Source organism: Pseudomonas sp. UYIF39 (genome assembly GCF_029963765.1).
Lineage (GTDB): Bacteria > Pseudomonadota > Gammaproteobacteria > Pseudomonadales > Pseudomonadaceae > Aquipseudomonas.
On the sequence record NZ_JALBYU010000028.1, the window covers coordinates 38,071 to 60,527 of the forward strand.

Annotated in this window: 21 protein-coding genes and 3 pseudogenes; 7 read left to right on the forward strand and 17 right to left on the reverse strand. The window is 55.7% G+C overall.

The features are described from left to right. Positions 1–81: 81 nt before the first annotated feature. The 4 genes from MO767_RS26590 to MO767_RS26605 form a co-directional block, all read right to left on the reverse strand. The gene (locus tag MO767_RS26590; protein ID WP_282482963.1) at positions 82–1,842 is read right to left on the reverse strand and encodes an FAD-dependent monooxygenase; all 1,761 of its coding nucleotides are present in this window, start codon (positions 1,840–1,842) and stop codon (positions 82–84) included. A 3-nt stretch (positions 1,843–1,845) separates the two neighbouring features. Further along, the gene (locus tag MO767_RS26595; RefSeq protein ID WP_201181655.1) at positions 1,846–2,457 is read right to left on the reverse strand and encodes an HAD-IB family hydrolase; all 612 of its coding nucleotides are present in this window, start codon (positions 2,455–2,457) and stop codon (positions 1,846–1,848) included. Continuing rightward, positions 2,444–3,967 (reverse strand): class I adenylate-forming enzyme family protein, encoded by a 1,524-nt coding sequence (locus MO767_RS26600; protein WP_282482964.1) that lies wholly within the window; start codon positions 3,965–3,967, stop codon positions 2,444–2,446. Before MO767_RS26600 ends, MO767_RS26595 begins: the two co-directional genes overlap by 14 nt. Before the next feature lie 80 nt (positions 3,968–4,047). Then, positions 4,048–5,061, reverse strand: coding sequence for an SDR family oxidoreductase (locus MO767_RS26605; RefSeq protein ID WP_282482965.1), 1,014 nt, complete (start codon positions 5,059–5,061; stop codon positions 4,048–4,050). A 615-nt stretch (positions 5,062–5,676) separates the two neighbouring features. Here MO767_RS26605 and MO767_RS26610 point away from each other — a divergent pair. Together MO767_RS26610 and MO767_RS26615 are read left to right on the forward strand one after the other, a co-directional pair. Then, positions 5,677–6,273 (forward strand): TetR/AcrR family transcriptional regulator, encoded by a 597-nt coding sequence (locus tag MO767_RS26610; RefSeq protein WP_282482966.1) that lies wholly within the window; start codon positions 5,677–5,679, stop codon positions 6,271–6,273. Positions 6,274–6,518: 245 nt separating this feature from the next. Beyond that, entirely contained in the window at positions 6,519–6,713 is a 195-nt protein-coding gene (locus MO767_RS26615) for a hypothetical protein (RefSeq protein ID WP_282482967.1), read from the forward strand. Between the two features lie 77 nt (positions 6,714–6,790). Here the strand turns inward: MO767_RS26615 and MO767_RS26620 are convergent. Then, positions 6,791–7,840 (reverse strand): annotated as a pseudogene (locus MO767_RS26620) (carbohydrate porin). Between the two features lie 265 nt (positions 7,841–8,105). On the opposite strand from MO767_RS26620, the gene MO767_RS26625 reads away from it, so the two are divergent. The 4 genes and pseudogenes from MO767_RS26625 to MO767_RS26640 form a co-directional block, all read left to right on the forward strand. After that, positions 8,106–9,398 carry an MFS transporter gene (locus MO767_RS26625; RefSeq protein WP_282482968.1) on the forward strand — a complete coding sequence of 431 codons (1,293 nt, stop codon included), beginning with the start codon at positions 8,106–8,108 and terminating at the stop codon, positions 9,396–9,398. A gap of 13 nt (positions 9,399–9,411) precedes the next feature. Continuing rightward, positions 9,412–10,886: pseudogene (locus MO767_RS26630) on the forward strand (glycoside hydrolase family 32 protein). A 105-nt stretch (positions 10,887–10,991) separates the two neighbouring features. Beyond that, complete coding sequence (locus MO767_RS26635; protein ID WP_282482969.1) at positions 10,992–11,990, forward strand: LacI family DNA-binding transcriptional regulator; 999 nt, start codon at positions 10,992–10,994, stop codon at positions 11,988–11,990. A gap of 174 nt (positions 11,991–12,164) precedes the next feature. Beyond that, positions 12,165–12,938: pseudogene (locus MO767_RS26640) on the forward strand (AraC family transcriptional regulator); the annotation flags it as partial. A gap of 126 nt (positions 12,939–13,064) precedes the next feature. Here the strand turns inward: MO767_RS26640 and MO767_RS26645 are convergent. The 12 genes from MO767_RS26645 to MO767_RS26700 all read right to left on the reverse strand — a co-directional run bounded on the left by MO767_RS26645 (position 13,065) and on the right by MO767_RS26700 (position 21,239). Then, positions 13,065–13,295 (reverse strand): IS3 family transposase, encoded by a 231-nt coding sequence (locus tag MO767_RS26645; RefSeq protein ID WP_282482996.1) that lies wholly within the window; start codon positions 13,293–13,295, stop codon positions 13,065–13,067. A 31-nt stretch (positions 13,296–13,326) separates the two neighbouring features. Further along, positions 13,327–13,923, reverse strand: coding sequence for an IS3 family transposase (locus MO767_RS26650; protein ID WP_349016936.1), 597 nt, complete (start codon positions 13,921–13,923; stop codon positions 13,327–13,329). Continuing rightward, positions 13,920–14,225 carry a transposase gene (locus MO767_RS26655; protein WP_282482970.1) on the reverse strand — a complete coding sequence of 102 codons (306 nt, stop codon included), beginning with the start codon at positions 14,223–14,225 and terminating at the stop codon, positions 13,920–13,922. Before MO767_RS26655 ends, MO767_RS26650 begins: the two co-directional genes overlap by 4 nt. Positions 14,226–14,504: 279 nt before the next feature. After that, entirely contained in the window at positions 14,505–14,714 is a 210-nt protein-coding gene (locus tag MO767_RS26660) for a hypothetical protein (protein ID WP_282482971.1), read from the reverse strand. A 292-nt stretch (positions 14,715–15,006) separates the two neighbouring features. Beyond that, positions 15,007–15,291 carry a hypothetical protein gene (locus tag MO767_RS26665; protein ID WP_282482972.1) on the reverse strand — a complete coding sequence of 95 codons (285 nt, stop codon included), beginning with the start codon at positions 15,289–15,291 and terminating at the stop codon, positions 15,007–15,009. Positions 15,292–15,598: 307 nt separating this feature from the next. Next, the gene (locus tag MO767_RS26670) at positions 15,599–15,829 is read right to left on the reverse strand and encodes a hypothetical protein (RefSeq protein ID WP_010460746.1); all 231 of its coding nucleotides are present in this window, start codon (positions 15,827–15,829) and stop codon (positions 15,599–15,601) included. A gap of 125 nt (positions 15,830–15,954) precedes the next feature. Next, positions 15,955–16,176 (reverse strand): hypothetical protein, encoded by a 222-nt coding sequence (locus tag MO767_RS26675; protein WP_282482973.1) that lies wholly within the window; start codon positions 16,174–16,176, stop codon positions 15,955–15,957. Positions 16,177–16,249: 73 nt separating this feature from the next. Continuing rightward, positions 16,250–17,290 carry a DNA topoisomerase IB gene (locus tag MO767_RS26680; protein ID WP_282482974.1) on the reverse strand — a complete coding sequence of 347 codons (1,041 nt, stop codon included), beginning with the start codon at positions 17,288–17,290 and terminating at the stop codon, positions 16,250–16,252. Between the two features lie 75 nt (positions 17,291–17,365). Then, complete coding sequence (modC, locus tag MO767_RS26685) at positions 17,366–18,445, reverse strand: molybdenum ABC transporter ATP-binding protein (protein WP_282482975.1); 1,080 nt, start codon at positions 18,443–18,445, stop codon at positions 17,366–17,368. A 3-nt stretch (positions 18,446–18,448) separates the two neighbouring features. Further along, positions 18,449–19,129 (reverse strand): molybdate ABC transporter permease subunit, encoded by a 681-nt coding sequence (gene modB, locus MO767_RS26690; protein ID WP_282482976.1) that lies wholly within the window; start codon positions 19,127–19,129, stop codon positions 18,449–18,451. Beyond that, positions 19,130–19,897, reverse strand: a complete 768-nt coding sequence (gene modA / locus MO767_RS26695) for a molybdate ABC transporter substrate-binding protein (protein ID WP_282482977.1) — start codon at positions 19,895–19,897, stop codon at positions 19,130–19,132. A gap of 277 nt (positions 19,898–20,174) precedes the next feature. After that, positions 20,175–21,239, reverse strand: coding sequence for a nitronate monooxygenase (locus tag MO767_RS26700; RefSeq protein WP_282482978.1), 1,065 nt, complete (start codon positions 21,237–21,239; stop codon positions 20,175–20,177). 189 nt (positions 21,240–21,428) lie between these two features. Between MO767_RS26700 and MO767_RS26705 the strand changes: the two genes are divergently transcribed. Continuing rightward, positions 21,429–22,412 carry an MDR family oxidoreductase gene (locus MO767_RS26705; protein WP_282482979.1) on the forward strand — a complete coding sequence of 328 codons (984 nt, stop codon included), beginning with the start codon at positions 21,429–21,431 and terminating at the stop codon, positions 22,410–22,412. Positions 22,413–22,457: the final 45 nt, after the last annotated feature.

Consider the following 22,457-nt stretch of genomic DNA (forward strand, 5'->3'; position numbering starts at 1 on the left):
CAACAAAAAATCAAAAGTCATGGCCTAGGGTTGGGCCTTGTGTCATTCAATGAAGCAACCAGGCAGTAGCCATATAGAGACTTAAAGTTGGAGTTCCACTGCGTCGATCTCGGAAGATGTTGTTTTTCTTGCCCCTTTGAGCAGCCCGGATCTTACGTTCAGATAAGTGAAGAGCGTGATTGCATCAGCCCCCTGGAAAGCGATGTAGCCGTCAGGACGAATCAGCATCAATGTGCCTTCTTTGGCATGGTAGCGCTTGTGCAGCCGCCAATCGGGGTCCAACAACATTGAGTGCCAGAAAGGCAACTCGGAGCTACCCAAAGCATCAATGACGCAATAAGCCTTGATGCCTGGGTAATCCTTCTCCACCGACTCGGCCAGCGAGTAATAGCCCGGTAGCAAGGGGGAAAACTGATCGGCTGCGCTAAAAATAAGCAGCGTGAAGGTTCCCTGGAACAAGTCAATCAAGCGTTTTGGCGGCATACCTTGCAGTTGCCATAACTCGACATCGGGAGCCAGTTGACCTGCACGAGGTGCAGACGTCCGGAATTCGGGTTTTTCCCCTTTTTTGTCCCAATTAATGCGCTGCTTTTTCGTCAGCGATTCTTGAATGTAGTCACTTTTGCCGTAGTGGTACTGATGACCGGAAATCATCGTGGGCAACTTGCGCTGAACCTTACGCCTGTTGCTCAGCAGTGGCAGAACATTGTCGCGCAGCCAAACGAGGGCGCGATGCCTGAGGGTTATCAGTGCGGTCAGTCGGTGTGCCGTGTTCTCGACCTCCAGGGCGACCGGGTAGCGTTCTTCGTTGTAGCTTTCCAGCAGTGATTGATCCGCCAGGCCCTGATCGACATAGGCCATTTTCCACGCCAGGTTGTAGGCCTCGGAAACACCCAGGTTCATCCATTGCCCGCCGATCGGGCTGCCGATATGAGCCGAATCGCCCACTAGAAACACAGAGCCTTGTTGCAGCGTCTGCACGCGACGATGTTGAAAGGAGGCAATGGTGGTCGATGAAATATTGGACAGCGTCATCTTTTGCCCGCGTCCTTCGCACAACCGCTGAAAGTTCTCCAGGCTCAAGGACGGGCGCTCATCTTCTGGTGGCAGGTCGTAGGGCATCTCGATGAACAGTCGATAACGGGACTGGGCGCTGATCGGCGCGACTGCCACATAACCATCCTGCGCACCCAGGAAGAAAGCCCCTTCGTCCTTGCTTCCAGACCACTCGATATCGGCATCGGCCAGCATGAAGAAACGATCATAGGACGATCCTTCGAAGGTCATCTCAAGACGTTTTCTAATGTTGCTGCGAGCACCGTCGCACGCGACCACCCACCGACTGGAAAAGGATTCGTCGTTGCCATCCGCATGATGGAGCGTCATTCGCACGGATCCCTGCTGGTTTTCTATATCGACCAGTTCGGTATTCCACTCGACATCCACCCCCAACTTGTTAAGTCGCTCAAGCAGAATCTTTTCTGTTTGCGGCTGTGGCAGGCTGAGGAGCAGGGGATAGGTCGTATCCAGGTAGGAGAAGTTGTAGTTCAGCACCCGTTTGGCGTTCGACTGCACCGAAAACTGGTTGATCGTGAACCCGTCGCTGATGGCCTGATCGGCAACACCCAGATCGCGAAAAATTTCCAGGGTTCTGGAATGGATGGCCATTGCCTTGGTAGCGGTCGAGGGACCGGCATTCTTTTCAATAATGCGAAAAGAGACGCCCCACTTTTTCAGCATGATTGCCAGGGACAGGCCTATAGGGCCAGCACCGACGATCATTACTGTCGGGGTGTTACCGGGGCCGAAGTGCTTGGGTGCCAACGAGTTCAGAGTGTTCATCTGTTAGTACCAGTTTCTATAGAAGGGAGAGTTGGCAATGCCGAGCAGGGCATCGTCACCTGATGAATCTCCGTAGGCATAAATGTAAAAGTCATCAAGGTTGCTCAAACAGCCTTTCAGCCGTGTGACTTTTTCTCTCTCAACACAGTTGGTACCTGATATCCCGCCGGTCAGTTTGTTCTTCGCCGTCGCCAGGCGGGTGCCGCATACATAGTCAAAACCTGCTGCCTGTCCCCAGGGAATCAGATAGTTCTCCGGCGAGTTGCTGACCAGTGCCGTGACATGCCCCATGGACTGATGCCATTGCAGCCGGCGCAAGGCTTCGGGCCTGAGCCAGAGCGGTAGCTGTTCGGTAATGAAATACTTGGCATGCTCGCGCTCTTGCTCAACTGACAGGCCGCCCAGGTAGCAGGCAATGAACGCCAGGCGCGCCTGCATCAACGGTGTGATGCCAAGGATCACACTGAGCATTTTGGGCAGCAGGGGAACGATCCTTAGCCAAAACGACTTGGTCCCCACGATAAAACGCATGTAGCGCCAGAACGTATGCCTGTCGGTCAGAGTGCCGTCAAAGTCGAAAACGGCCAGTACCGGTTGTGTGCTATTTGCTTGCATGAATCTCTTCCTTGAGAGAGATAATCTCGATGGTTCTGGGCAGTTTGAAGCCTGAGAGGTAGCGCGAGAGCAGGGTGGAGATAGCGCTCTGGGTCAGGTCACCGCTCCCTTCGACGCACAGGTGCAATACGTTGACCTCCTTGTTGTCAGGGACGATGTAAGCTTTCGCGCGCACCACCCCAGGATGCTTCAGGGCAATGGATTCGATTTCGGTCAGGTCGACCATTTGCGCTTTAATCTTCGAGATTCGCAGGCGTTGGCAATAGAAGAACACATGTCCATCATCGTCCCGCCAGACCAGATCCCCCGTGTGTAGCCAGCCATCACGGAAGAACCGGGCATTGGCGTCCGCGGCATCGTTATATCCGTCAATCACCATCGAGCCGCGTATCAACAGTTCGCCGATACGCCCAGTTGCGACGTCTTGACCCTGAGCATCGACGACCCGCAGTTCTACGTTGCGAATCGGCTGCCCCATGGCGCCGCGATGGACCTTGCCAATCGAACTCTGGACTATCACTGGCATGCTCTCGGTCAATCCATAGCCTTGCAGCACCGGATTGCACCCCAGCAGCCTTCCCAGTTTTTCGGCTTCGTCGGCGGGTAGATGGCTGCCACCTGAATAAATCATCAGTTGTGGGTGCATCGGCAACAGCGCGCCTTTGCGTTTGGCCAGTCGCGTATTGAAGTAGCGAATGACGTCAGGCACCAGACAGGCAAAGGTGACCTGATGCTGGGACAAGACTTCCGCCAGATCCCTATTGAGTAGGGTGTTGGTCATTAACAGGGTGGCGCCCACGCTCAATGGAAAGACCATCATCACGGACAGTCCGAAGATGGCATACAGCGGCAGCGTCACCAGATGAACGGATCCGACCCCTTGAAGATGAAACTGCTCATGCAGCCCATCGCTCGATTGCGTCAGGTCAAGGTAGCGGTGAGAAACGGCCAGAGGTTTACCGGTGCCCCTATACGTGAACTGTACCGAGACGATCGGATTGCCTTCGGGCAGTAACAAAGGTTCTGCCTGTCGAGGAAGCCGTGATTCAGCCGTTGCGTTGTCGGGCAGGTGAGAGGATGGCTCGCTTGCGGTGTTCAACACCAAGGAGTGATGAACGCCGTAGGCAGGCTGAAATGTCTCGCTATGTTGCTCGAATAGCGTTTCGGTGGTCACGACCAGCGTCGGCCGGGCAATACTGATGACGCTGCTCATTTCGAATGGCGTCAGTTTGTAGTTGAGGATAACCGGAGTCGCCCCACGCCCGATGATCGCCAGATAGTAAGCGATGAACTCCACCCCATTGGGTAGAATAACCGCCACTTTGTCGCCTGGTAATACACCTAGATTTTTGAGTGCAAAGTTGCACTCTTCAGCCTTTATTCGCAATCCACGGTAAGTGACGGTCTCATCTTCCGCGTCTAGGTTTCTGATAGCAACGTGGTCCGGGAAAGATTCTGAAAAGCCGACGAGCCGATGCAGAAAACCTTCTTTATATGAAAGGCTTTTCATTTACCAACCTCTCTCAATCCTTGAAGTAATGGTTAGACAAAAAAGTACTACAGAGGCAGGCTATATATAAATTGTTTCAATTACGCATTTATGTAGTTGTTTTTCCGATACCAGTCCAGGGTATCGGTCAATGTTTCAGCTACGGGGCGGAACTTGCACTCCAGCTCTTCTAGGCTTTTGTTATGGCTGAAATGAGTGCGCCCTTGCTCTTGCTCTATGAGCTTGACGGTGGAGGTGCTGATGAGTACCGGCTTTTTCGTAACTCGGTAATAGCCTTCATACATCAAGGCAATTATTCGCAGCATGAACAGTGGGATTTTTCGCTCCGGAGCTTTTACGCCGCTGACACTGGAGAGTGCCTGGAAAATGCTTTTCATGTTCATATGATTGCCGGCTGCCAGATAACGTTCTCCGGATCTGCCGCGTGTGATTGCTGCGAGCTGATGTTCCGCCACATCCCGGGCATCTACTACGGAAAAACTTCCAGGCAACACGCCAGGCAATTTCATTCCGACAAAGTCGAGCAGGAACTGTCCTGATGAGGTAGGACCGATATCCCCGGGACCAAACATCCAGCCCGGTAATACCATAGCGATGAACATGTCCGGGTGTTGCAACAAAAATTCCTGAATTTTTTGCTCGGACAGTATTTTGCTCAAGTAGTAATCGTCAGCATCCGATTCGCTGCGAGACATCGTCTCATCGATCACTTCATCTTTGTTGCCCTTCAATACGGCAATGGATGAAGTATGGACTGCACGACGAATGCCAGCGGCGTAGGCGGCTTGCAATAATTGCTCGGTCCCGGTGACGTTGGTGTCATACAGTTTCTGCCAGTGTTTTCCACCTTTATAACTGTCGCGGAAGTAGGCAGCGGTATGAAACAAGGCATCACAGCCTTGCAGGGCATGGCTGAAGGCGTCGACATTGAGCATGTCGCCTTCGACAAATTCGACAGGCAAATTGCCGAACTGCTTCCTGGCTTTCTCTATGGAACGAACCAGTGCTTTTACTTTGATATTTCGCTTTAAAAGCGCATGAACCAAATTATTACCGAGCAGGCCAGTAGCGCCTGTAACAAAGGCATATTCCATTAAAATCCAGCTCCTGTGGGGTAACCTGCTGCTGCATTGAGATTGATGCTAGTGGTCTCGATGCTCTGATCAGGTGTTGGCTGAACCAACGACGCAAGTAAAAACCATTCGGTATCTGAAAATCAAGCGGTATTTCGTTATGAGCATAGAAATAATGTCGCTAAGTTTGACCTAAAGCTAGTGAAATCAGCTTCTTAGCGCTTGATCGGCAGTGGGTGTTTCACCTGGATTGGGAGGATTAAGGCCATTGAAATAAATGTTTCGACGCTCGCCCTCGGCCTCTTGGGGGAGTCACAAGACAACCTTGCTGATTCGATCGATCGGGTGGGCCACGCGTCAGGCTGGATACCGAAGTGCCTGAGCGTGCTGGAGTTGACACCTCTTTATGAGTTGCAAGCGCTTGCAGTGCCGGCGCTGCATGTCGATGCAGTGCATCTCGCCGCCTCCGTTCCCATACATGGCATTTACATGGCGCTTTTTAAAAGCTTAAATGTAAATTATTAAGATGGTCTAGTATAAGGTATAGTCGTTAGATCCGTGTTTTTCAGTGAATAGCAAGCTTGTTGCGTTTAGTTACAAATAGATATTTTTTGTTTGGCCAAAGGAACCGAAGGTGTGATTAAGAAGAGAATGGGTCGTGAAGAAAGTCAGCAAGTAACAAGAGATAATTTGTTCGATACTGCCACTGATCTTATGGTTAGGAAAGGCTTTCATGCCGCCAGTGTCAATGCTATATCTGAGGGGGCCGGCTTTTCGAAGGGGGCATTTTTTTCAAACTTTACAAGTAAGTCAGACTTGCTTCTGCAATTAACCCAGAGGTTCAAGCGAGTTGAAATCGATCGATTGGGTGTTACTCTGGCTGCTGGGTATTCATCAGAAGAGTTGGCTCATGGGTTGAATTCTTATATTGATACGCTTAAAGATAATGCCAGTTGTGCAATTCTTGATGCTGAACTACAACTGATTGCCTTGCGCGATGAGGAATTTTCAGCGCATTACTACGCTCTGCATCAGGAAAATAGTGAGGCCTTGGGCAAGTTAATTACGATTATATTCAGCCATGCAGGCAAGAAGCCTCCTTTGGAATGCGCCACTCTTGCAAAGACATTTACCGCTCTGTCGGAAGGGTTGATACTGCAAGGACATAAAGACCCGGCTTCTGAAATAAAATTGGTGTTAAACTCGCTTATTCAAACAGCAGAGCCCTTATAGAGTATTTGCCAATCTTGTGTTGTACGCATTATTCACATGTCCGAGGCTCAGCTTCTCGGACAGAATGTGAGTGGCTCTCCTCTGTGTTTCGACAACTTTTCGGTGCTGTTTTCGCTAACTAGAAAGCCTCCGTATATTGTTGTGGTGCGTTGCTGCTTAATACCTAAAAAAACAAGTACAAGAACGCTCGGCGAAACACCGAACGTACATTTCTGACAACTGTTCAGCACTCCTGAACGAATGCCGTGGATGAATATTTTGTCCTGAACTCGATCGTGCTGGAGCAGGAAGCTTTCCGCAACGTTAGTGCTGCTGATGGCGATATCGATCAAGCTTTTCAGCTTGATCATGAGCTAGTCGGCGCGGCGCCCGACACCCACGAAGCCGTGCATTCGAGCATCGAGTCGTTAAATTGGCAATCATTGGCCAGGACCGTCTGAGGCCACTCAGGTAGGGCTTTGGTCGTGCAGCAACTAGCAATCAGTTCACGTATAAGTTGTTGCGCGACCTAATACTTCTAGAACCAAGTCTCCATTTGCACACCCAATTGCCACTCGCCGCCGGACTTGAAGCCCTTCTGACCAAAATCATCGGTTGCGCTGAAGTTATCCAGGTCGCTGGACCAGTTCATGTAGGTGGCGAACAGACGCAGTTCCGGGCGAATGAAAAAGTCACCGGTCTGGGCCTTGAAGGTCGGGGCGAAGGTGAGTTTCCAATAGTCGCCCTTGGCTGCCTGGCGGCCATCGTAGCCCAGTGCATTGAGGTCCATTGCCTGCCAGCTCAGCTCATACTGCATTTCCAAGTTGCTGGTCAGTTCGTTGGCCAGGCGCACGTTGTGTGTCATGTAGCGATAGTCGTCGCCGGGGACGTAACGATTCTTGCTCTGCTCGGCTATCAAGGCCTGTGCGATGCGCCAGTCCTGATTCAGGCGGGTATTGTCCCGATCAAAGCGCTTGCCCGCCCACAGGGTGGCATCGCGCAGTAGGGGGCTGTCTTGAAAGGACGTTAGGTGACTAAGTTCGGCGTAGGCCTTGCGCACATTGAGCGCCCTTTGCGCCGCGGTCCAGTCGTTGGGCGTCTCCAGACCGTCGGCGAGCATCAGCGTGTACTTGGAGCGTGTTCCGTTGGCGGCCTGGTTCTCCTTGGTGAACTTGGCTTCCATGTAGGTATCGACTTCATTGCCCAAATGGCCAACCGCGCCACCTACGGAGCTGGCGGGGGTCACGTAAGGGCCGCCGCGACCGGCACCTGATTTGTTGCTCATGATCCCGGAGCGGGCATAGCCTCCGAAGGTGAAGCCATCGCTCAAGTGCTCGGTCGGAGTGGCTGCAGAGACGGTCGCTGGAAGGGACTGTTGATTGGCTTCTACCCGCGCAACGCGTTGGTCGAGGGCGGTTTGTGCAAGCGTCGGCAGCCTGCCAGTGATTTACTGGTTGAGGTGTTCGACTTTCTGGCGCAATCGCGCTGCGTCGGCCTCGGCCATCGAGGCTCGGGCTTCGGCGGAGGAGGTCCTGGCTTCAAGTCTGGCAAGACGCTCTTCGATGCTTTGCGCCGGCGCGGCGAACAGTTACGTGGAGAGAACCAGCAAGGAAAATCCAGCCAAAGACCGGTAAACCTCAGAACGCATAAATAACCCTCTTTTTTTGTATTCGGGTACTGCAAACACCTTTCGAACATATCCCCGGCTCCAGTCGGGCTGGGGCTTCTGCTGGATCGTCCTGCGCGATATCAGCGCCTTTTGCACTGCGCTCCACTTGACAGCGAACTGTTTGGGGATGCGTAATGCGGCGCGATGTTAACGTTAACTCAAATAAAAACTAGAGGGTCATCACATGCAGCTTGCAGTCAAACGTGAGTACTGGCTTATCAGTGGTTTGTTGTTTTTCTTCTTCTTTTCGTGGTCATCCAGCTATTCGCTGTTCTCGATCTGGCTTCATCGAGTCATTGGCCTGAATGGCACGGAAACCGGATTTATTTTCGCGGCCAACGCAATTGCGGCACTGCTGATTCAGCCGTTCTATGGCGCTCTTCAAGACCGACTTGGGCTGTCCAAAAAGCTGCTGGTGTGGATTGGCATCCTGCTCTGTGCCGCCGCCCCGTTTGCGATTTACGTATATGCCAACCTGCTGGCTCAGAACGTGGTGTTGGGCGCCGTGGTCGGCGCGGCTTTCCTGGCGCTGGCGATGCTTGCGGGGGTGGGCGTGATCGAGTCCTACACGGAGCGACTTTCGCGTCACGCCGGCTTCGAGTTCGGAACCACCAGAATGTGGGGGTCGCTGGGCTGGGCTAGCGCGACAGGCATTGTCGGCGTGGTCTTCAACATTGACCCGGACATCGCGTTTTACATGAGCAGCACTGCCGGCGTCGTGTTCTTGCTAATCCTGTTCCGACTGGATTTGAGCAGGTTCAACCAACCAAAAGTGCAAACCGGTGAGGAAGCCGCCAAGCCCGTACGCCTGCACGATCTTTGGACATTACTGACACTGCCGCGTTTCTGGGCATTCAGCTTGTACCTGACCGGTGTGTGTGGGATCTACATGATCTACGAACAGCAGTTTCCGGTGTATTTCTCCTCGTTTTTCCCCACCCCAGAGGAGGGCACCCGAGCCTACGGCTACCTGAATTCATCCCAGGTACTCGTCGAGGCGGTATTGATGCTATTCGCCCCCTGGGTGGTCAGCCGCACGGGCGCTAAATACGGATTGATCATGGCCGGCAGCATCATGTTCGTGCGTATTCTTGGCTCCGGGTTGGCAACGGAGGCCTGGACCATCGCTGCCTGCAAGATGTTGCACGCTTTGGAAGTGCCAATACTGCTGGACTCGATATTCAAATACATTTCGTTCAACTTCGATTCCAGGTTGTCCGCCTCTATCTATCTGGTGGGATTCCAGTTCGCCCAGCAATTGACCGCAATGCTGCTGTCGCCGCTCGTGGGCTACGGCTACGACCATATTGGGTTTTCGAGCGTTTACGTGCTGATGGCTGGCCTGGTCGGTGGTTGCCTGCTGCTGTCATGGAACCTGTTGCGCACGGACCCGGTCCGAAAACCCTCCCAAGCCAAGGTTGCCGAATCGCTGGAGCTCCCTGCCATTGCTCAATCTGCCACTCGTTACGAACCCTAGAAAGGACCAAGCCATGCACGCTGCACTGCTGGGCGAAGCACATCGCGCCATCGAAAAAAACTACCCGAACGCGGTAACGAATATCGCCTTGGATATCACTGGTCGCCGCCGGCGGGATGGATGAATGACCCGAATGGACTGGTTTTTTTTCGCGGTGAATACCATGTGTTCTACCAGCATCATCCTTACTCTGTGCAGTGGGGGCCGATGCATTGGGGGCACGCCAAGAGCCGCGACCTGGTGCATTGGGAGCATCTGCCCATAGCACTGGCACCCAGCGATGCTTACGATCGGGACGGGTGTTTTTCAGGATCGGCGGTGGTCGCGGACGATACGCTTTATCTGATCTATACCGGGCACACCTGGTTGGGGGAACCGGGCGATGACCAGAGCATTCACCAGGTCCAATGCCTGGCCAGCAGTACGGATGGCATTACCTTTACCAAGCTCGGGCCGGTGATCGAAACACCGCCCGATCTGGAGATCATGCATTTTCGCGACCCAAAAGTCTGGCAGCGAGGCGGGCAGTGGTGGATGGCGCTTGGCGCTCGTCAAGGCGACGACCCGCAACTCTTGCTCTATCGCTCCGAGGACCTGCATCACTGAGAGTATCTGAGTTGTGCCCTGCAAGGTCAGCGCGAGCCGGACGGCTACATGTGGGAATGTCCGGAGCTGTTTGAGTTCGATGGCTGCGACGTTTTTCTCTATTCGCCGCAAGGTCTGAAGCCCAGTCGCTACGACAACTGGAACAAGTTCCAGAACAGCTATCGAATGGGCCTGCTAGGCGACACAGGGTGCTTCAGTGAGTGCGGTAAGCTGCGCGAACTCGATCACGGTCACGATTTCTATGCCGCGCAAACCCTGCTGGCGCCGGACGGGCGCCGCCTGTTGTGGGCGTGGATGGATATGTGGGACAGCCCGATGCCGAGTCAGGCGCAACACTGGAGTGGCGCGCTGTCGTTGCCCCGCGAGCTGAGCCGCGACGGCGAACGGCTGCGCATGCGTCCGGCCCGGGAGTTGGCAGCGCTAAGGACGTCACGACGGACGCTGCAGATCGGCGCGGTTGAATCCCGCAGCCATACACTTGATGTACGTGGTGCCCTGCTAGAGTTTGAGCTTGAACTGGATCTGGCCGGCAGCAACGCTGAGCGTTTTGGCCTGGCGCTGCGCTGCAGCGAAGACCAGCAGGAGCGGACATTGTTGTATTTCGATGCCATGGCCCGCCGACTGGTTCTCGACCGGCAAAACTCGGGAACGGGCGTGAGCGGTGTTCGCAGCGTCCCGGTGACTGTCGAGCAAACGCGGATTGCCCTGCGGATTTTTCTCGATCGCTCTTCCATCGAGGTGTTCGTCGACGATGGCGCCTATAGCCTTACCAGCCGGATTTATCCACGGCCCGAAAGCCTCCAGGTCAGCGCTTTTGCAGTCAATGGGGTAGGGGTGTTCGGGGAAACTTCTGTCTGGAACCTCTCCGATCTCCAACTCTGAATACACCTGAAGTGCCATTCATGCAGTCTGCTGCCAGGCATCGTGTTGTCATGCTTTTATCAAGCATGACATGATGCCCGGCCAGACAAGCAAGGGCACCCGCGAATGGCTTCAGTTAAAGATGTCGCACGGCTGGCGGGGGTTTCCTTCATGACCGTTTCCAGGGCGCTCAACACCCCGGAAAAACTGAACCAGGAAACCCTGGCGAAAGTTCGTCAAGCGGTCGAGGCCTTGGGCTATGTCCCCAGCCTTTCTGCTCGCAAGATCCGTGGTGGTCACTCCAGTGGCAAGACCATTGGCGTCTTCGCGCTGGATACCGCGACAACCCCCTTCGCCGTGGAAATGCTCCTTTCAATGGAGCGCACGGCACGAGAAAACGGCTGGAACGTTTTCATCCTCAACGTGTTCGAAGCGCCGCCGAGTCAGCAGACCATCGACCTGATGCTGTCCCATCAACCCGACGGGATCATTTTCAGCGCCATGCAGTTACGCACTGTGGAGATCCCTCCGGTGCTGCGCAGCCTGCCGCTGGTGCTGAGTAATTGCATGAGTTCAGAACCCGGCGTGGCCTGTTACGTGCCCGACGACGCGGACGGTCAGTATCAGGCCGTGCGACAGGTGCTGAAACGAGGCTACCGGCATCCGCTGTGCATCAACCTGCCGCAAGCCAGCCTGGCCTGGGAACAGCGCCAGCTGGGATTGCGTCGTGCCCTCGCAGAGGCCGGGATGTCCGCGGACGATGTTCCTCAATACAACCTGTCGACCGATGACGCCTATCAGGAAACGATTGGAGTGCTGGAGAACCAATTGTGGCGGCTAAAAGGAAGACCGGCATTCGATCTGCTTATTTGTGGTAACGACCGCATCGCGTTGGTCGCCTATCAGTTTTTACTCAGTCGCGGATTGCGTATTCCGGCCGAGGTGGCGGTTCTGGGCTACGACAATATGATCGGTGTTGCCGAGTTGTTCTATCCACCGCTGAGTACGGTGCAATTGCCGTATTACGAGATGGGGCGTCGCGCTGCCGAGTATGTGATTGAAGGCAGGAACGAAACCACGATTCACAGGGTTGCATGCCCCCTGGTTGAGCGTGAGTCCTGTTAACGACGATGTTGCATGGCTTCTTCTCAATAGATAGGGGGCATACGATTTTCTGGGGCTTAGTTGCTTTGCAGCCGCTGAAGATAATGTTGATGACAAAGACCCGTTACGTTACGGCTTTCAGCTTGCCTGATCAGGGGGCGGACGTTGATTGAACGACGCCAATTCAGCGGAGGCATGAGGGGTAAAAACCTCCGCTATCTGAATGAGCACATCGGCGAAACCAGGCAAACTGTTCGGGCAGGATTTCTTCTGCTCGAGTATTTTTCGCTTCCTGCATTCACTCAAGTGCTGGACACGATTGTCACTGCCAATCTGCTAAGGCCTGATTTATTTGCTTCCCGAACGTTCGGCTTGAACGATGGAGAGGTTGTCAGCGATTTGGGGCTGATCATTCGCCCAGATGCCCAGATTTACTGCTCAATAGTTAGAGGTTTGGATCTGCTTGTCATTTGCGGCGGCTACAGGACAGAGCTCAAGGCCACGGACGAGTTTCTCCATATCCTAAAAGTAGCTGCCGAACGGGGTGTCATCCTTGCCGGGTTGTGGAATGGCGCTTGGTTTCTGGGCCGCGCAGGTTTACTTGATGGTTACCGTTGTGCAGTTCACCCAGAACATCACCCCGCACTCGCTGAGTTTTGTAAGTCTACCCAGGTCAGCAGTGAGCCCTATGTCATTGACAAAGACCGGCTCACGGCTTCAAGTCCTTCCGGGGCATTTCATATGGCGCTGGACTGGATCAAGGGTCTCCACGATAAGGCTCTCGTCGAGGGTATTGAGGACATCCTTGCTTTCGAAGAGTCGCGCTATCGACGCGTAAAACCAACTGAAAACGTTTGTCTGAGCGCGCCGTTACGCGAGGTCGTGAAACTCATGGATGCCAACCTCGAAGAGCCGCTTGAGTTGCTGCAACTGGCTGCCTACGCCGGTCGCTCACGCCGGCAACTCGAACTGTTGACGCCGACGCCGAATTTACCCACGTGCTGACACAAAACTGACCCACCTCCAACTCTGTACAAATCCAACAAAGGCAATGGTCCGCGAGGAACAGGTTGGGTCTGAATCGCCCCGGATTCTCTAGGCATCTTGCAAGCTCTTTGCGTAACGCTTTTCAAACTCTACCGGTGCCAACTGACTGTTGAAACCATGGCGGCGTTTTGCGTTGTAGAACCTCTTGATGTAATCGAACACATCACTACGAGCATCTTGCCGCGTGGCGTAGATTTTCCGCATTATCCGCTCCCGCTTTAGAAACTGGAAAAAGCTCTCGGCCACGGCGTTGTCATGACAGTTGCCTCGGCGGCTCACGCTGACAACCAAATTGTTCGCCTTCAAAAAACTACGCCAATCGGAACTGCTGTACTGGGCACCCTTGGTCAGAGTGAAACAGCACTCCCTTAGGCCCCCCTCTCAGTTCAACGGCCATGCGCAGGGATTCGCTTACCAGTGTTGCGTCGGCGACTAACGAAAAAGACCAGCCAACTACTCGCCAGGCAAATAAATCCAGTACGACCGAAAAATACAGCCACCGCTTGCCTAGCTGGATATACGTAATGTCTGCACACCAAACCTTGTTGATATCCGCCACGTAAAACTCACGTTCAAGTTCATGCTGAGCAACCAGTGACTCGACGCCTGATGACTTGTACTTATGATCCCTGCGTTGACGGCTAACGATCCCTGCTTCCCTCATCAAACTGCGAGCCATGTGGCGCCCTACCTGATGACCAGCGCCTTGCAGGTCTTCAGAGAGGGTTCGTGAACCCGCCGAGCCCCGTGATGCCTTGTGATACTTGATCAGAACCAATTTGAGCGCGTCGCGCTCCAGGTTGGTTTTACCTTGTCGCCGACGCCAGGCGTAGTAACCACTACGGCTGACCTCGAACACGCGGCAACAATCTGCGATGCCATATTGCTCACCTAGCTCACCGATCAGCGGAAATGATCGTTGGAGTCCAAAAGCAGGAGAGCACTGGCCTTTTTTAGGATTTCGATATCCCGATCTTTTTGCCTGAGCAGCGCCTTAAGCTCCTGGATCTGTTTCTGGTCAGCCGTTATCGCCTTGGTCCCGGCCAGCACCGATCCAGCCCGTTCTCTTCTCAACTGCTCGACCCAGCGGCGTAAGGCTGTAGGGCCGATATCCAGGCTGGCGCAAATATCGAGGATAGGCTGATCCTCATCCAGCACCAAGCTTGCAGCTTTGACCTTGAACTCGTTGGAGTAGGACTTACGCATCATCAAACACACCTCAGATTTGGGCGCAATCATAGCGCCCTATTGATGTGTCCGAATTCATTAGGCCAGTTCAACTGCACTCCTGTCGTACCATTGGAAAAGCCCAGTGAGGGTACACATAGAGGTACAGAAATTTTCGAATTTAAAAATTTCCTTTATTTTCAGCGACAAAGAGGAGGGGTCGATTCCGGCTTCGGCACCATCTAATATCAAGGGTTTGCGAGCGAAAGCTGATGCAAACCCTTGTTTGTTTCTGGCTTGCTGTTTTTTAGCCTTTAGCAGTTATTGACCCCGGTCGCTAGCCCCTGGATTAGCGCCGCGTCGATCTTCGCCAGAAGGATTGCCGGTATCGACAAGCCTTCTCTCGACCAAGACATTTTGAAGGGCTTGGCGGGCGTCAGCGTCCAGCTGGTGTTCTCTCTCCTTGAGTTCAAGCAAGATTGGGCTGGACCAAGTGCGATAGGTTTGCTCGGTCTTACGAATTGATGTCATCTGTCCCCTCCTTGATGAGTGCCCGCCAACACCGTCGGCGAAATTTTGATTCGATAGAACCCTAGTCGAGGAATCTGTTTGCCGCAAAAAAACGGCAGGGTGCCAGGGGCACCCCGCTGTTGCCGTTATTGGGTTCGTGAGCGAATGCAAAACTGTGCACAGTGATGGTGTTTCGCGTTTTGTCGCAGGGGCGATTTCATCAACGGCTTCGGCAAAAGCGCATGTCGTTGCTGGAGATCATGGCGCCAGCGGCCGAATCGAGTGAATTCGATTCAGCCGCTGAGGCTGTCAGTTAAACGAAAGGCTGACCGGTAAAACCACGAGGCAATCGTTGCAGTCCATTCATGGCGGTGAGCCGTTCGACCCAAGCCGCACGCCAGTCATTGGCGGTGTGCGTAACTTTGGCTTTGCGTGCGGCGCGGCGTGCAGCGTTGCGCTGGTCTTTGCGCGCATCCTTGAACGCGTCGGTGTTGCGGCAGCTTCTGCATTTCACCCGGGTAAGTTCGCTGGTTGAAACGAGATTGCTGCCTTTGTGACCGCAGGCCAGATGCCCGCCGACTTTGAAGTGAGTAACCATCAGACGTCTCCTTCGTTGCGTGTAATGGTTTGACCTCTAGCGTACGGCGACGTTCGTTACCTGAGTAATGGACAAAAAAAAGCCCGCATGCGGGCGGGCCAGGGGGAATCTTCAAAGGAGTCCGGTCACTGTAGGGCGTGAGTTGTGAACACGGTGTGAAACAGACTGCGCAGTAATAAAAAAGCCCAGCGCCAGGCCGGGTTGGGGGATGTAGCGAAGCGTTCAGGCAAGGACGCACCCGGTGACGATAAGGTCGCCGTTCATGCGTCCCGAATCAGGCCGTGTCCTTGAGGATGTCCAGATCGAATCATCTGAACCGCGGCAGGGGCGGGTCGACAGGTTTGAGCGAAGACAGCGTATTGCGAATCAGTGGCGCGTCCTTCTCGATGTCGTTCAGCCGATCACGGATTCTGAGGGCCGTCGGGTGCCCGCCTTGATGATCGACCCAGTCGGCGATTTCCTTGCACGCCGCTGCCAGGCGAGCCTGGCGGGAGTCGAGCAGGGTTAGCAGGGTGGTGATGGACTCTTTTTCGGACATGGCAAACACCTCCGTTCAAGAAACCTGTATTTGGCAGCAAAAAGCCCGCGGGAAGCGAGCTTTCTGCCGATGGGGTCACTGTTCCTTCAGCTTTTTCAGTATAGACCCGTAAAAGGCAGGTGACCTCAGCCTTGTCGGGCCTTCACTTGGGACCTGGCATTGAGCTGCCAGCATTCACGCCGGGCGTCTTCTTCACGATCGAAACCGTCCCCAATGAAGCCGCGGGTTCGAGTATCGGCGATGCGATACCAGACGGCGGCGTCGGGTGGTGGATGATCGGTTTCTCCGGCCCGGCGACCATGGATGATGATCTTGTTGCATCGCTTCACAACGAAAATGTCTTCCATGGCGTCACCGCAGCTAATTCAGGTTCACATTAACTATAGAAGCCATTGGCGATCATGCAAAAAAATAGACAGTTCAGTTCGTCGCCTCAGCCATTGTTACCTTCATCTCCAAAAACTTCGCCAGCCCGACTTCCTCCGCCCTGAGCCCTTTGCGCGCTCGTGGTCTGGGCAGCTCAGCCAACACCCCCAAAAGAAAACCATCGAGCACCGCCGGGTGGATGTAGCACTTGCGGCAGACGGCCGGGGTGTTGCCCAGTTGTTTGGCGACGTTCTTGACCATCTCCACCATATGCCGCTTCGCATCCGACTCGGGCTCCCACTGCAGTTCCCGCAAAACCGCCAACGCCAACGCGCTGCCGGCCCAGGTTCGGTAATCCTTGGCAGTGAAGTCGGCACCGGTGAGGGTTTGCAGGTAGGCGTTGACGTCGGAGGAACTGACGGTGTGTCGCTCACCGTTTTCATCCAGGTACTGAAACAGGTTTTGCCCCGGAATTTCCAGGCAGCGTTTGATAATCCGCGCCAGGCGCCGGTCTTTCACGGTGATCTGATGCTCGACGCCGCTCTTGCCGCGGAACTGGAACAGGATCGCATTGCCGTTGACCTCGACGTGACGGTTGCGCAGGGTGGTCAGGCCGTAGGAGCGATTGTCCCGAGCGTACTGGGTGTTGCCGACCCGGATCAGCGTCGCATCGAGCAAGGTGATGACCGTGGCCATGACCTTGTCGCGACTGAAGCCGGGAGCCGCCAGCAGTGCTTCGAGCTGTTTGCGCAGTTTCGGCAGGGCCAGGCCGAAGTCCCGCAGGCGTGAGTATTTGTCGGCATCGCGCACTTCTCGCCAGCGCGGGTGATAACGGTATTGCTTGCGACCTCGGGCATCACGGCCGGTGGCTTGCAGATGACCGCGCGGGTCGGTACAGATCCACACATCGGTGTAGGCCGGGGGCACGGCGAGGGCGTTGATGCGTTTGATCTCATCTTGATCGGTGATGCGCTGACCCGCAGGATTGTAATAGCAGAACGTGCCGCGCAGTTTCTTGCGGGTGATGCCGGGCTGGGTGTCATCAACGTAATGCAGGTCGGATGGCAGCGCATCGGGCAGCGCGATATCGGGCATGGCGATGGTCCTCGGCGATGGATCAGGGGTCGTTACAGCCATTGACCGCACGCCGTTGCAGTCGTGCCAGCGGATTTAGGCCAGCACCGCCACCGCCTTGATCTGTGCCCAGAGTTGCTGGCCGGGGTGCACGCCCAATTGGTCCCGGGAGTAGCGGGTGATCCGCGCCAGCAGCGGTGTGCCGCCAGCGTCCAGACGGATCAGCACATGGGCGGCATTGTCCGCGCCCATTTCACTGATGACGGTGACCGGCAGGCGATTGAGGATGCTGCTTTGCTCGACGCTTTGCAGGCTCAGGCTGACATCCCGCGCCTGAACCTTGCAGCGCAGCGCCTGACCCAGGGTCATCGGTGAGTGAGCCACCCGAATGTTCAGGGTTGTGTCGGGCAGTTGCAGGGTCAGTAATTGGTAGTCGACGTCATGGGCACTGACGTGCCCCTCGATCACCACGCCGGCGTCGTCGCCCAGCGCCAAGGGCAGGTCGAGACGGGCCAGCGTTTCGCCAATAGCGCCGCTGGCCAGCGCTTTGCCTTCACTCAGCAAGACGATGTGGTCGGCCAGCCGCGCGACTTCATCCTGTGAGTGGCTGACGTACAGCACCGGGATGTCCAGTTCATCGTGCAGTCGTTGCAGGTAAGGCAGGATTTCGTTTTTGCGCTGGCTATCCAATGCCGCCAGCGGCTCGTCCATCAGCAACAGTTTCGGGCTGGTGAGCAGGGCGCGCGCGATGCCGACCCGCTGTCGTTCACCGCCGGAAAGGTGCTGCGGATGGCGATCCAGCAAATGCCCGATCCCGAGCAGTTCGGTCGCGTGTGCCATGTCGACCCGGCGCTGTTGATGAGGAATGCGCTTGAGGCCGAATTCCAGATTGGCCAGTACCGACAGATGGGGAAACAGGCTGGCTTCCTGGAAGACGTAACCCAGCGCACGTTTGTGTGGCGGTACGAAAATCTTCTTGTCGCTGTCCTGCCAGACTTCATCGTTGACCTGGATGAAACCCTGCTCAGCCTTCTCCAGGCCGGCGATGCAGCGCAGACAGGTGGTCTTGCCTGAACCGGAATGACCGTAAAGTGCAGTGACTCCGCGGCCGGGCAATTGCAGGTCCACCTCCAGGGCGAACCCCGAATACCTCAGTTTCAGAAGCGCATGAATCATCGATCAGCTCCAGCCCGATTTGGTGTTACGGCTGGAGTAGAGCGCCAGCAACACAACAAAGGAGAACACCAGCATCGCCCCGGCCAGCCAATGGGCCTGGGCGTACTCCATGGCTTCGACGTGATCGTAGATCTGCACCGAGACCACGCGGGTTTTGTCGGGAATGTTGCCGCCGATCATCAGCACCACGCCGAATTCACCGACAGTGTGGGCGAAACCGAGAATGGCAGCGGTGATGAAACCGGGGCGGGCCAGCGGCAGGATCACGCTGAAAAACGTGTCCCAGGGATTGGCGCGTAAGGTCGCGGCCACCTCCAATGGGCGAGTGCCGATGGCAGAAAAAGCGTTTTGCAGTGGCTGGACCACGAACGGCATCGAGTAGAGCACCGAGCCGATCACCAGCCCTGCAAAACTGAACGTGAGGGTACCGAGGCCGAGTGATTGGGTGAAGTGGCCGACAAACCCGTTCGGGCCGAGCGTCAGCAACAGGTAAAAGCCAATCACCGTCGGCGGCAGCACCAGGGGCAGGGCGACGATTGCCCCGACCGGACCGCGCAACCACGAGCGAGTACGCGACAGCCACAGCGCAATCGGAGTGCCGATGACCAGCAGGATGGCTGTCGTCAGCGACGCCAGTTTCAGGGTCAGCCAGATGGCGGAAAAGTCGGCACTCGATAGCGTCATTTAGAGTTGGTAACCGTAGGATTTGATGATTGCGGCGGCTTTCGGACCTTTGAGGTAGTCAACCAGCGCCTTGGCAGCCGGGTTGTCCTTGCCTTTGTTGAGGATCACCGCGTCTTGTTTGATCGGGTCGTGCATATCGGCCGGAACGATCCAGGCCGAGCCGCTGGTGACTTTGCCGTCTTTGTAGATCTGCGACAAGGCCACAAAACCGAGTTCGGCGTTGCCGGTGGAGACGAACTGGTAGGCCTGGGTGATGTTCTGGCCTTCAACGATCTTGGTTTTGACCTTGTCGGTCAGGCCCAGCTTGGCCAGCACCTGAGTGGCGGCCAGGCCGTAAGGCGCGGCTTTCGGGTTGGCGATGGACAGATGCTGATACTGGTTGTCGCTCAACACTTTGCCCTTGGCATCGACGTAACCTTCCTTGGCCGACCACAACGCCAGGGTGCCGATGGCGTAGGTGAAGCGCGAGCCCTTGACCGTGTCGCCTTCGGTTTCGAGTTTTTGCGGGGTGGTGTCGTCCGCCGAGAGGAACACTTCGAACGGTGCACCGTTCTTGATCTGGGTGTAGAACTGGCCGGTTGCACCATAGGCAGCGACCAGTTTGTGCCCGGTGTCTTTTTCGAAATCGGCGGCGATCGCCTGAATCGGAGCAGTGAAGTTGGCGGCGACGGCAACCTGGACTTCGTCCGCCTGGGCGGACCCCAAAGCGAACACTGCAAGCAGGGTTGCCAGGCAGGTGGGGGCAAAACGTGAGGCACGAATGGTCATGAAACGGCTCCGTTGTAGGCAAGTGCAGCGAGGGGTTAAAACGCTATATAGCGGAATATATAGCGAAATGCCTGCAAACGGAATGTGTCGGATGCGCGTTATTGAGGCCACGCATAACCCTGTAGCAGCTGCCGAAGGCTGCGTTCGACTGCGAAGCGGTCGTGAAACCAGATACCGCGGTCTTTCAGGTTAATCGTGGCAGCTGAATTTACGACTGCTTCGCCCGAGCGCGGACCGGGCCGAACGCAGCCTTCGGCAGCTGCTACAGGTGAGTGCATTACCGACCCAACAACTTGGCCAATCCTTCCTCAGCCAGGCGCCGGGTCAGTTCAGCCGTGGTCATTTCAACGCCCAGCGTGAATGCCTGACCCGCCCAGAGATTGCTGAAATCCGCTTCTCCCTTGGCCCGCAATGGCATCAGCGCACCACCCGCCAGCGGGAAGGCCGGTGCTTTGGCGCTCATGGGCCCGAGTTCGCGCATCACCCGATTGAGAATTCCACGCGCCGGGCGTCCGGTGAAAATGTTAGTGACGGCAGTCTCACTTTCCTTGGCCGTGCGCAACGCCTTGTGATGAGAAGCGCTGACCTTGGCCTCTGGCGTGAACAAGTACGCCGTGCCCACTTGCACCGCCGAAGCCCCTAACAGGAACGCTGCCGCGACGCCTCGTGCATCGGCAATCCCGCCGGCAGCAATCACTGGCACTTTCACGGCATCAACGATCTGCGGCACCAGCGCAAAGAGGCCCACCTGGCTGCTCAGATCATCGCTGAGAAACATGCCCCGATGGCCACCAGCTTCATACCCCATGGCAATGATTGCGTCACAACCGTGCTGCTCGAGCCAAATGGCCTCTTCGACCGTGGTGGCCGAGGAGAGCACTTTCGCTCCAGTGGCTTTCACGCGGTCCAGCAGGGACTTTTCCGGCAGGCCGAAGTGAAAACTCACGACTTCGGGGCGAAAATCTTCAATCACTTCGCAGGCCGCGTTATCGAACGGCGCTCGATTGGACACCGGCGTCGGCGCGTCGAAGTCCACGCCAAGTTCCCGGTAGTAAGGTTCCAGCAGGTTCTTCCAGTCTCGAGCGCGTTGCTCATCGGCGGCGGGTGGCTGATGGCAGAAGTAGTTGACGTTGATCGGGCGCTGAGTGTGCTGGCGAATCGTTTTCAGCTCCTCGCGTAACTGATCGATGCTCAACATGGCCGCGGGCATCGAGCCCAGGCCGCCGGCGTTGCAGGCTGCGATAACCATGGCCGAATTGGTCGCGCCGGCCATGGGCGCCTGGAGGATCGGCAACTCAATGCCAAGCAGGTCAAGAATGCGGGTGTCTGGCCATTTGCTCATTTGAGGGGTTCTCCGACGTCATAACAGGGCAGGGACGGTAGGACCGTTTTTGTATCAGCAATGACTGATACAAGGCCAGTCGCGTTTTTGTTCCGTGTGTCACTCTTGGCTTAAAGTCGAGTACGGTGAAATGTTGCTATGTGTTATTTCAATTGCACCACAACTGAGTGATTCCATCTGGAGGCAGCGATGTTCCAAGGCATTTTGATCGACAAAGACGACAGCGGTTACCGGGCCACACTGCAAGAGATCAATGACGATCAACTGCCCGAGGGCGATGTGACGGTGCGTGTGGCGTACAGCACGCTGAACTTCAAGGATGGTTTGGCGATCACCGGCAGCAGTCCGGTGGTGCGAAAATTCCCAATGGTGCCGGGGATCGATCTGGCAGGCACTGTCGAAGTCAGTGGGCATCCTGACTACAAGGTCGGTGATCAAGTCGTACTCAATGGCTGGGGTGTAGGCGAAGGACATTGGGGCGGACTGGCGCAGAAGGCTCGCTTGAATGGCGACTGGTTGATTCCGCTACCCAAGGCATTCACCGCGGCGCAAGCGATGGCCATCGGCACGGCGGGTTACACGGCGATGCTGAGCATCCTGGCGCTGGAACATAATGGCGTGACGCCCGATCAGGGTGAAGTATTGGTCACCGGCGCCAATGGCGGTGTAGGCAGTTTCGCCATCGCACTGCTGAGCAAGCTCGGCTATCGGGTGGTTGCGTCCACCGGCCGCACCTCCGAGCATGATTACCTCAAGCAACTGGGCGCCAGCGAAATCATCGACCGCGCCACGCTGTCCGAGGCGGGCAAACCCTTGGCCAAGGAGCGTTGGGCGGCGGTCATAGACTCGGTCGGCAGTCACACGTTGGCCAATGCCTGTGCCAGCACGAAGGCCAACGGCACTGTCGCCGCATGTGGCCTGGCGCAAGGCATGGACTTCCCGGCTTCAGTCGCACCGTTCATTTTGCGCGGCGTGACCCTGGCCGGGATCAACAGCGTGACTCAGCCCAAAGCCAAGCGGATACTGGCCTGGAATCGTCTGGCCAAGGATCTGGATTTCGCCCTGCTGCCGCTGATCAGCCACGAAATCGGCTTGTGCGATGTGATCGAGGCCGCACCGCGTTTGCTCGCCGGTCAATTGCGTGGGCGGGTCGTGGTCGACGTCAATCGTTGACTGTTTCACCATCAATCAGACAGACAAATTACAGAGACAAGGACT

Coding starts and splice junctions, on each gene's coding strand:
- MO767_RS26590 (WP_282482963.1), bottom strand. CDS start 1,842: ATGAACACTCTGAACTCGTTGGCACCCAAGCACTTCGGCCCCGGTAAC.
- MO767_RS26595 (WP_201181655.1), bottom strand. CDS start 2,457: ATGCAAGCAAATAGCACACAACCGGTACTGGCCGTTTTCGACTTTGAC.
- MO767_RS26600 (WP_282482964.1), bottom strand. CDS start 3,967: ATGAAAAGCCTTTCATATAAAGAAGGTTTTCTGCATCGGCTCGTCGGC.
- MO767_RS26605 (WP_282482965.1), bottom strand. CDS start 5,061: ATGGAATATGCCTTTGTTACAGGCGCTACTGGCCTGCTCGGTAATAAT.
- MO767_RS26625 (WP_282482968.1), top strand. CDS start 8,106: ATGCAGCTTGCAGTCAAACGTGAGTACTGGCTTATCAGTGGTTTGTTG.
- MO767_RS26635 (WP_282482969.1), top strand. CDS start 10,992: ATGGCTTCAGTTAAAGATGTCGCACGGCTGGCGGGGGTTTCCTTCATG.
- MO767_RS26655 (WP_282482970.1), bottom strand. CDS start 14,225: ATGATGCGTAAGTCCTACTCCAACGAGTTCAAGGTCAAAGCTGCAAGC.
- MO767_RS26660 (WP_282482971.1), bottom strand. CDS start 14,714: ATGACATCAATTCGTAAGACCGAGCAAACCTATCGCACTTGGTCCAGC.
- MO767_RS26665 (WP_282482972.1), bottom strand. CDS start 15,291: ATGGTTACTCACTTCAAAGTCGGCGGGCATCTGGCCTGCGGTCACAAA.
- MO767_RS26670 (WP_010460746.1), bottom strand. CDS start 15,829: ATGTCCGAAAAAGAGTCCATCACCACCCTGCTAACCCTGCTCGACTCC.
- MO767_RS26675 (WP_282482973.1), bottom strand. CDS start 16,176: ATGGAAGACATTTTCGTTGTGAAGCGATGCAACAAGATCATCATCCAT.
- MO767_RS26680 (WP_282482974.1), bottom strand. CDS start 17,290: ATGCCCGATATCGCGCTGCCCGATGCGCTGCCATCCGACCTGCATTAC.
- modC (WP_282482975.1), bottom strand. CDS start 18,445: ATGATTCATGCGCTTCTGAAACTGAGGTATTCGGGGTTCGCCCTGGAG.
- modB (WP_282482976.1), bottom strand. CDS start 19,129: ATGACGCTATCGAGTGCCGACTTTTCCGCCATCTGGCTGACCCTGAAA.
- modA (WP_282482977.1), bottom strand. CDS start 19,897: ATGACCATTCGTGCCTCACGTTTTGCCCCCACCTGCCTGGCAACCCTG.
- MO767_RS26700 (WP_282482978.1), bottom strand. CDS start 21,239: ATGAGCAAATGGCCAGACACCCGCATTCTTGACCTGCTTGGCATTGAG.
- MO767_RS26705 (WP_282482979.1), top strand. CDS start 21,429: ATGTTCCAAGGCATTTTGATCGACAAAGACGACAGCGGTTACCGGGCC.